At 60.7% G+C, this 7604-nt stretch carries 8 protein-coding genes and 2 pseudogenes; 8 read left to right on the top strand and 2 right to left on the bottom strand.

All coding sequences use genetic code 11. From position 1 onward, the window contains the following. Positions 1 to 223: hypothetical protein (locus HV796_RS43620; protein WP_217478173.1), on the top strand; the 223-nt coding region annotated here is incomplete at its 5' end. 1166 nt (positions 224 to 1389) lie between these two features. Continuing rightward, on the top strand, positions 1390 to 1761 hold the full coding sequence (locus tag HV796_RS39330; RefSeq protein ID WP_175233167.1) for an IS4/Tn5 family transposase DNA-binding protein: 372 nt from the start codon (positions 1390 to 1392) through the stop codon (positions 1759 to 1761). Between the two features lie 13 nt (positions 1762 to 1774). On the opposite strand, the gene HV796_RS39325 is transcribed toward HV796_RS39330, so the two are convergent. After that, positions 1775 to 2107, bottom strand: coding sequence for a hypothetical protein (locus HV796_RS39325; RefSeq protein WP_175233166.1), 333 nt, complete (start codon positions 2105 to 2107; stop codon positions 1775 to 1777). A gap of 47 nt (positions 2108 to 2154) precedes the next feature. Between HV796_RS39325 and HV796_RS39320 the strand changes: the two genes are divergently transcribed. Beyond that, on the top strand, positions 2155 to 2328 hold the full coding sequence (locus HV796_RS39320; protein WP_175233165.1) for a hypothetical protein: 174 nt from the start codon (positions 2155 to 2157) through the stop codon (positions 2326 to 2328). A 43-nt stretch (positions 2329 to 2371) separates the two neighbouring features. Here the strand turns inward: HV796_RS39320 and HV796_RS39315 are convergent, their stop codons facing one another. Next, positions 2372 to 2695 (bottom strand): hypothetical protein, encoded by a 324-nt coding sequence (locus HV796_RS39315; RefSeq protein WP_175233164.1) that lies wholly within the window; start codon positions 2693 to 2695, stop codon positions 2372 to 2374. 305 nt (positions 2696 to 3000) lie between these two features. On the opposite strand from HV796_RS39315, the pseudogene istA reads away from it, so the two are divergent. From istA to HV796_RS39290, 5 genes and pseudogenes are all read left to right on the top strand, one after another. Continuing rightward, positions 3001 to 4219 (top strand): annotated as a pseudogene (istA, locus tag HV796_RS39310) (IS21 family transposase). After that, positions 4216 to 5034: pseudogene (istB, locus tag HV796_RS39305) on the top strand (IS21-like element helper ATPase IstB). Before istA ends, istB begins: the two co-directional pseudogenes overlap by 4 nt. Then, positions 5034 to 5588: a hypothetical protein gene (locus tag HV796_RS39300; RefSeq protein WP_175233163.1), complete on the top strand. Its 555-nt coding sequence runs from the start codon at positions 5034 to 5036 to the stop codon at positions 5586 to 5588. The pseudogene istB and the gene HV796_RS39300 overlap by 1 nt, the downstream one beginning before the upstream one ends. 470 nt (positions 5589 to 6058) lie before the next feature. Further along, positions 6059 to 7129: a helix-turn-helix domain-containing protein gene (locus HV796_RS39295; protein WP_175233162.1), complete on the top strand. Its 1071-nt coding sequence runs from the start codon at positions 6059 to 6061 to the stop codon at positions 7127 to 7129. A 328-nt stretch (positions 7130 to 7457) separates the two neighbouring features. Next, positions 7458 to 7604, top strand: a 147-nt coding sequence (locus HV796_RS39290) for a transposase (RefSeq protein WP_175233161.1), incomplete at its 3' end; no start/stop codon positions are given.

The raw sequence follows: 7604 nt of genomic DNA, 5'->3' as shown, positions 1-7604 counted from the left end.
CCTTACCCATCTCGTTCACGCCATGAACGGCGAATACATTCTTGGCAAGATCGATTCCGATAGTGACAATAGGCATGGACTTCCCCTCTCGCTGGTGTTGATGAACGTTCGAAACTTCATCATGGCACGTCGATGCCGACTCGCGGCTTCCGCCGCAGCCTCGGGACGGGGAAGTCCCTTTCATTCTCTAACGGCGCCGGTCGCTAGTTGCGACAATGTCTGATGCCACTCTTCCGCGTCGGGTGGCCGGTCCTCGCTTGCAACCAGTACGTCGCGCCGGGTCCGGGGGCAAGTTATTCACCGGAGCGATGTGTATCCGACCGTCTCAGCAAGTGCCGCCCTTTTTTTTGTTTTTCAAGTCGGAGCCGGAGCCCTGATCGAGCGTAGCCCCAGTGCAATCATCGGCCATAGAGTTGGCAAAATCTTTGACACCTTCAACTATACTTTCTTTCTCTCTCTTCCTTCTTATCCCATCTCTTGTAGGCATCGAGACTTGAAAAGCCGTATCGTTGGACGATACGAGTAGATCCCTGTTTAATTTGGCGTCCGGACCAATCACGCACCTTTTTGTGCTTGTCTCTCTCGACTATCAGCCTCAGTTCTTCGTATGTCGGGCAGTGTTTCGGATGATCTGCTTCCGGCGCGGCAGGAGCTCCCACTGCCGTACGACGGTTTCGCTGTACAGGAAGACCTGCTGACGTGCCGGTCGACGGCGATGGGCTGCCATGCGGTATCGCGCCGCCCTGATCGGCAGCGGCAGGCTGAGAGGGTAAGGGGCTACGATGCGACGGACGATGCTGCGCTACAGTAGGACGTGCCGAACATAGTGTTGGCGCGTCTTCGGCGACCTCCTGCGTCGGAAACTCGGCATTGAAGAGTGCCTCATCATCGGCGTCCGCGAGCCCGAGTATCACGCCCACCGGGTCTGCCACACGCAGCCGTTCGTCCTGTTCCTCTGCCAGGAAGGAGAGGTCCACAGGCGTCGGAGAGCGGCGGCAAGGGCTGCGCTCCAGTTCGCGCAGCGACGAGGAACAGCGCGGAGCAGGCGAGCCGGCAGGTGGGCGGAGACGTGATGTTGACGGCTCATGCCGTGGCGCGTCCAGGCGCGCGCTCACTGGGAGATTTGCTGAGATAGGGCGTGTGTCGGGCATGGTATTAGCGTTCGAAGGTAATAGCTGAATATCCTGTTTGTACATCGCTTCTTAAAGGCGCCGGAAGGTCAGACCGCAACAACCGCCGGAGTGTGCGAAAAAGCTGCACGCCTGCTGTCTGGGGCCGCCCCTCCTGAAGGCTGAGGTTTGTCCACATCTCGGTGTGGCGCTGCCTGTAAACTGCCGCGCACGATGTTCAACTTTTCGCTCGGCGATGTCCTTGTAGCGAGGAGCGGCATTGTCGGACGCGAACAATGACGATGATTGGGCCAATGATGAGTTTGGCGCGGCGCAGTTGGGCGACGCTCGCCTGACGCAGCGATTGATCGCACTCGCGCCACAGCCCTTGCACGCACCGCAATGTTCGTTTCCGCAGTCCCGTGATGCCGCCGAACTCAAGGCTGGGTACCACTTTTTTGATAATCCGGAAATGAACGCTGACGGCGTACCGAGCTCGCATATCGGCCAGACGCTCGGCCGTACGCGCCAGGTGCGCGTTGTGTTGGCGGTGCAGGACTGTGGTGAGCGGTGTGCTCGAGCAGTCCGATTTCAGTGTGCATGCACGCGATGTCGGCGGTGGCCTGCGGCGCCGGGCGCCCGAGCATGGTGAGCCAGAATATGTTTTACCTCAGGATGCAGAAGACCGCGATCGGATTTGTTAGCCGGTCGGCTGTATGAAGCCGGGGCTCCTCGTCCTTGAAGCCCGATTTCAGGATCTTGTCGCAGGTCTCGATTTTCCAGCGCATCGCATACCAGTCAAGTTTCTCGATTGCCTCGGCACGCGAGCGGACCGGCAGGTTAGTGACCAGTTTCCATTCGAAACGAAGACGCCTGGCTGGCGGATCGCGCTTCCGTGCGTGAAGGACTGTTAGCTCTGGCGCGAGATAGCGGCTCTGCTTGCCGATAGGCTGCAGAACGGGCATTTGCTGACAGCAGAGTTCGAGCGTCGCGTTCATCAGACGGCCCTTCGCGTCCCGAAGCCCGACGCGATGGAGTCCCTGGCATGAACCTGCTGAATTACCTTGCAGATCGTATGCGGGTGATCTCCCGCGAGCTTGTCGACGCGGGTGCGCACAAGAACGTCGACGCAAAGACCGTATGGGGTTGGCTGCTTTTTCAGCTTGGATTTGCGATGTTGTCCGGGCCGGAAGAATCAAAAATATGGCCGATCGACTAGACATCATGTATGGGTGCGACGTGAGGTCGCGTGAAGGATTGTTTCAGCTGGCCTGTGCCAGCGAGGAAACCGGCTGTTCCGTCAGCCGTACCCTACCGGCGCATGCGATCTCGGTAACGAGGTGGTATGAAGCCGCCGGGACAACGTAACCTGCACGAGAGTGCGGCATTGACCCCGTGAGGGAGAAGTGCTTTCTATCAGCATCAGATGGATAAGGTGCCAGGGTGAGCAGTACGGTTAGTGAAAGCGAATCACTGGTAAACGTCGTCAAATGTAATAAGCCAAATGCGGCTGCCTCCGCCAGCGCATGGTCCTTGTGCTTCAGTTCGCGCTGCAATTGCGCATTGGCCTGTTTCAGCTCACGCACCTCTGGCGCGCTCGCGCGTCGGCTGCCGGCGTCTACGGCAGAGCAGAACCGCGCGCGCACTGGGCCAGAGGATGGGTAAACAGGCCCCGTTCGCGACACCACGCGTTCAGTGTGCCGCGCGTCAATCAAGATGAGAACAGCGCGTCAATCAGGATGAGAATGCTGGCGGGTCGGCGGCGGGAGCGGGCGTAGCCCGGAACCGCCGCCGACCCGCCGCGCTGAGGAGGCCTGTCTTTAGCACAGAGCCTTGTCGGTGGTCGCGGTGGATCGGGTATGAACGAGCCTTCCTTGCAACGGAGGGCGCCGTGCCCGGACGACACGTCAACGACCACCAGATGAGGCTTTATATGAAGTACAGACGCACGGAAGGGCCGTCCACGGCGGCCGCACGCGCTGGTTTCAGCACGGCCACGGCTTACCGGATAGAACAGGACTTGCGGCAGTCGCCGCAGAAGAAGGCGCCGCGCGAGCGCCGACGCCCGGATCCTTTGGCCGGGATCTTTGAAGCGGAGATCGTCCCGCTGTTGCAGTCCGCTCCGGGCGTGCGGCCCGTAGCGATACTGGAGGAGATGCTTCGGCGACATCCAGCACTGTCGCGCACCGTGCGACGCACACTGGAGCGACGCATCCGCGCCTGGCGTGCCGTCCATGGCGAGGAGCGCGACGTTGTGTTCCGCGAGGTACATGAGCCGGGCCGCATGGGTCTGTCCGACTTCACGGATATGCACAGCCTGGGCGTCACCGTGGCCGGTGTCGCGCTCGATCACCGCCTGTATCACTTCCGTCTGGCGTGCTCGGGCTTCGAGCACGCTCACGTCATTCTCGGCGGCGAGAGCTACGTCGCGCTGGCCGAAGGGCTGCAGAACGCGTTGTGGGCGCTGGGAGGTGCGCCGCGCGAGCACCGTAGCGACAGTCTGTCCGCAGCGTTGCGCAACCTCGATCGCGAGGCGCGCGACGATCTGACCACGCGTTACGAAGCACTGTGTGCCCACTACGGCATGCAGCCAACGCGCAACAACCGCGGCATCGCCCACGAGAACGGCGCCATCGAGAGCCCTCACGGGCACCTCAAGAACGCGATCCGTGATGCGTTACTACTGCGCGGCAGCATCGGGTTCCCTGACCTCGACGCCTATCGCCGCTTCGTCGACGAGATCGTCAGCCGCCAGAACGCACGCAATGGCAAGCGCATCGAGGCCGAACGCCCCTTCCTGCAGTCGCTGCCGGGCCAGCGCACCAGCGACTATGAGGAAACGCGCGTGTACGTCACCTCCACCGGCGGCTTCGTCCTGCGCAAGGTGTTCTATAGTGGAGCTGCTCAGCCTGGCACACGAGCGCACCTGCGAGGTGCAACTGGCGAAGGAGCTGGATCACTGCCTTGCCCAGGGCCAGTTGCCCGATCTGGAAGCACTACGCTCGCGCTTCTCGTCGGACCCGGCGAGTGTGCCGCAAGTGCACGTGCAACTGGCTTCGTTGAGCGACTACGAAGCCCTGCTCAATTTCGACATGGAGGTCCCGGTATGAGCGACGATTTCGACACCAGCCGTGTGTCGCTGCTGCTCAGCGAGTTGCGGCTGCCCGCCATCAAGCAGATCTGGTCGAGCTTCGCCGAGCGCTCTGACAAGGAAGGTTGGCCTGCGGCGCGCCTGCCCGGAGCACTGGCTTAACATGAGATCGCCGAGCGCGATCGCCGCCGCATCGAACGTCATCTACCGAGGCGAGGCTCCTGCCAGGCAAGACGCTGGAGAACTTTGATTTCGATGCGGTGCCGATGGTGTCCAGGGCGCAGGTATCGGCGCTGTGCGCCGGCGATGGCTGGCTGCGCGGCGGCGCCAATCTGATCCTGATGGGGCCTCCCGGCGCAGGCAAGTCGCGCCTTTCGTCGGCCATCGGCCTGAGTCTGGTGGAGAAGGGCTGGAAGGTCCTGTTCGCCCGTACCTCCGACCTCGTGCAGCGGCTGCAGGTGGCACGCCGTGAACTGGCTCTCGAAGCCGCCATCAACCGCCTCGATCGCTTCGATCTGGTCGTCCTGGACGATCTGGCGTACGTCACCAGGGACCAGGCCGAGACCTCCGTGTTGTTCGAGCTGATCGGCGCGAGGTACGAGCGCCGCTCCCTTCTCATTACGGCGAACCAGCCCTTTGGCGAATGGAACAGGGTCTTCCCCGACCCGGCCATGACGCTGGCCGCTGTCGACCGGCTCGTCCATCTTCGAGCTCAACGTCGAAAGCTACCGCCGACGTACCGCCCTGCAGCGCAAGCAGCAGGGACCAGGACGTCCGGCCAGCTTCGCTACGCCGAACAACGTGGGCATGCCGCCGCGTCAGGAGGATCAGTGATGAGCAACAAGCTGCAACTGACGAGCGTCACGCGCGACGACGCGCCCGATAGCGCGAGTAAGACGCCCGTTGCTCACACTGCCGCGCAACGGCAACGCGCCTACCGCCTGCGCCGCAAACGCGCCGTCATCGATGCGATCGGCGACGAACCCAGCGCGTCACGCGTGACGCTGTTGGCCTTGCTGGGGCAGGAATTAGCGGCGCTCGATACCGGCACCGTGCCGACGCCACTGATCGAGACCAAACGCCAGTCCGTCAAGCGCATCCTGACGGCCATCGTCACGCGATCGACCTCGCCGACTGACGCGCGGCGCTTGCCAGCCTCAATCAACGTCGGCATCATCAACCCGCCGCGACATTCTCATCTTGTTTGTCGCGCGCCTCTCATCCAGATCGTCGCGCCACATTCAGTGCCTCGACGCGTTCAGTCTACGGCTTTGATGCAAGGCCAGCAGGCGCTCTTCCAGAGACCAGTCTTCCGGGCGCCGTGCATCCACGGGCTCCGGGTTGCGGCTTGCGGTGTTAGACACCCGGATCCACTTCCTCAAGGCTAATGCGTTCGTTCAGTTCTGCGGCAACCTTTCCTACCGACCGGTTGCCGCGTTGCAGGGCCTTCGCCAGCGCCTGCTCCCTGAATTCAACAGAATACGTCTGTTTCGTCTTCAACCTGCACCTCTGAGTTCTTGGAATGACGAAAATTCAGAGGCGACAACACTAGTGTGACACCGGGGGAGGGCCGAGCCGCCTATCAGCGATCAGCAGCCACCCACAGGCCGTTGGAAGTTCCCTACAACATAGCTTCGCCTAGGGTCAGTATCATTTGCTCTCCTATTTGTATGCGTTTCTGGAGCACGCTGGTTCTCGAATCAAGAAATATGAAAGTTTTTTGAAATGGCCGAGCTGGCGTGACGGCATTGGCGACTTGTGCAGCGCTGATTTCTTAGCATATTTTGCGCCTTTTCGTTTGTGAGACATGGTCGCCGCGACATATCGTTCGGGCCTAGTCAGGCCATTCAACACGTCCTTGCTGAATCGCACAACTGAACAAAATAATCATATAATAAGTAGAACGCATCGATATGAGAAGGAAAATATGGAACAGAATACGGCTTTTAACGCGTGGAATGGCGCGCGAGTAGACCGTGACGCGTGGGTCGACGCACTATCGACGCGAGGCTGGCACTGCCGCTTCGACGTTTCGCACTTCGGTCACTCGACAATGGATATTGAGCGTGCCGGTCAGGCGGACATCTCAAACATCAACATGGCATGGCAAGCGGTATCGCCAAGCCTGGATCGACCGGGCGCAGTCTGGAGCGAGGAATATTTGATCGTCAAGTTGGTGAGGAGCGGCGTCCTGTCGATCGAACAACGCGGGCAAACGACCAAGCTCGGGCCCGGAGATATAGCTGTGCTCGACCCACAGCGTATGTTCATCGAGTCGATGTGTGAACCGGCGCATTTCTCCGCGCTACGTATCCCGAAGTCCACTTTGCGCGAGCGTGGATTGCGTCACAGCTTTCCGACCGCTCTTCGTCCGGATATGACGTTGGCGGATGTCGGAGCGGTACGCGACTTTTTACTGTATCTGACTGCGCAAGCGGGTAAGGCAAGCGAGTCGGTGCTCGCGCGGCTGGGCGATCAGTTCATTGATTTATTTGATGTATTGACGACCGGTTTCGACGAATCTGCTGCAAGTCGATCGGGCGCGGCTACTTTGCTGCGCGCAAGGCAACTTATCGCGCGCCACCTAGGTGACCCCGACCTGAGTGCCGGGCGCATCGCTGGCGAGCTGAACATGTCGACCAGTAGTCTCGCGCGCGTGTTGCGAGCCAACGGACTGTCGCTGATGCGCTACATATGGTCGCTACGTCTCGACCAAGCGGCTCGGCGGTTACTCGGCGACGTGTCGCATGGCGAGATTAAGCGGATTGCATACCAGTGCGGCTTCACGAGCCATGCCCACTTCAGCCGTGCGTTCAAGGCTCGCTACGGTATGACGCCGAGTGACTATGCAGGTGACCACGAAATGGCTCGCCGCGCAAGAGCGCCGAGGGCCCTGACAGGCAATATATCGGGAGTGGGGGCGTCGTGAATGAGGGGAATTGCTTGGTCGGATTGACCTTGCGCGACAGCTGTCTGCGAGTTCGACGTAGCGGTGTCGGTAGTCAGGTTCGGGTGCGATGCAGGTTTCGCTGGTGGGCTTGACATTGAGCGGATAACTGCAGAGGCGGTTGCTGGAAATTGCGATGGTGTATGTGGCCGCCAAGATTGTCGTGCACATGCTGCGCGCCGACAAACGGTCTTTCGCGCATATCGCTCATTCGGTGTCCCGCGCGGACCTTGAGACCGCTGGTTTGCTTAGAAGCTTTAGTCCTGGCCATTCCTGTTAACCTGATCGTTGTTTTGACGACGAAAAGGACATGGCTAAACCGATACTGGACGACGAACTGTGGGCGCTCATCGAACCGTTGCTGCCACCGCCCAAACCGCGGCGCTCGCGCTATCCCGGGCGCAAACCGCTGGACAATCGCGCCGTGCTCACCGGCATCCTGTTCATCCTGCAAAGC

It is taken from the genome of Paraburkholderia humisilvae (assembly GCF_902859855.1).
GTDB lineage: Bacteria > Pseudomonadota > Gammaproteobacteria > Burkholderiales > Burkholderiaceae > Paraburkholderia > Paraburkholderia humisilvae.
The sequence above is the reverse complement of the archived record's forward strand: the minus strand, read 5'-3'. Positions and strand labels throughout refer to the sequence as shown.

Excerpts from the sequence above, each read along its gene's own strand:
- HV796_RS39325 (WP_175233166.1), bottom strand. The coding sequence starts at position 2,107 with ATGAACGCGACGCTCGAACTCTGCTGTCAGCAAATGCCCGTTCTGCAG.
- HV796_RS39320 (WP_175233165.1), top strand. The coding sequence starts at position 2,155 with ATGAACCTGCTGAATTACCTTGCAGATCGTATGCGGGTGATCTCCCGC.
- HV796_RS39300 (WP_175233163.1), top strand. The coding sequence starts at position 5,034 with ATGAGCAACAAGCTGCAACTGACGAGCGTCACGCGCGACGACGCGCCC.